Raw genomic sequence first — 353 nt, forward strand, 5'->3', positions numbered from 1 at the left:
CGCCGGGGTCGCGGTGTTGGTGGAGGACGAGCTCTGCACCCTGGGAGAGTGCCCCGGCGCGGAGGACATTCGCGTCCTCGCCGCCTGGGTCACGGCCGAGATCGACACTTCGGGCATCTATGCGACTCGCTGCCTGGCCGACGAATTGCCCGACGCCCGCCGTTACAGCGCCAGCGCCAGTGGCGTGCTGGCCCTGACGTTGCCCAAGCCGGTGCGCAACCTGGTGCTCTGGTTCCGCCCCGAGATCGTTACCACGGTGGTCTGGAGCGGTAACCCGGCCAAGCTGGAAGCCACGGTGCCCATGCCGGGTCCAGGGCTCAACTATCCGCATCCGCGGCGTTCCTTCGATGCCT

The 353-nt window shown here is 68.6% G+C and carries 1 pseudogene; it reads left to right on the top strand.

Annotation, left to right across the window (positions count from 1 at the left end):
* Window positions 1–353, top strand: a pseudogene (locus FS767_RS21755) (histidine kinase); the annotation flags it as partial.

This window comes from Pseudomonas sp. DE0010, assembly GCF_007680745.1.
GTDB classification, from domain to species: domain Bacteria; phylum Pseudomonadota; class Gammaproteobacteria; order Pseudomonadales; family Pseudomonadaceae; genus Aquipseudomonas; species Aquipseudomonas parafulva_B.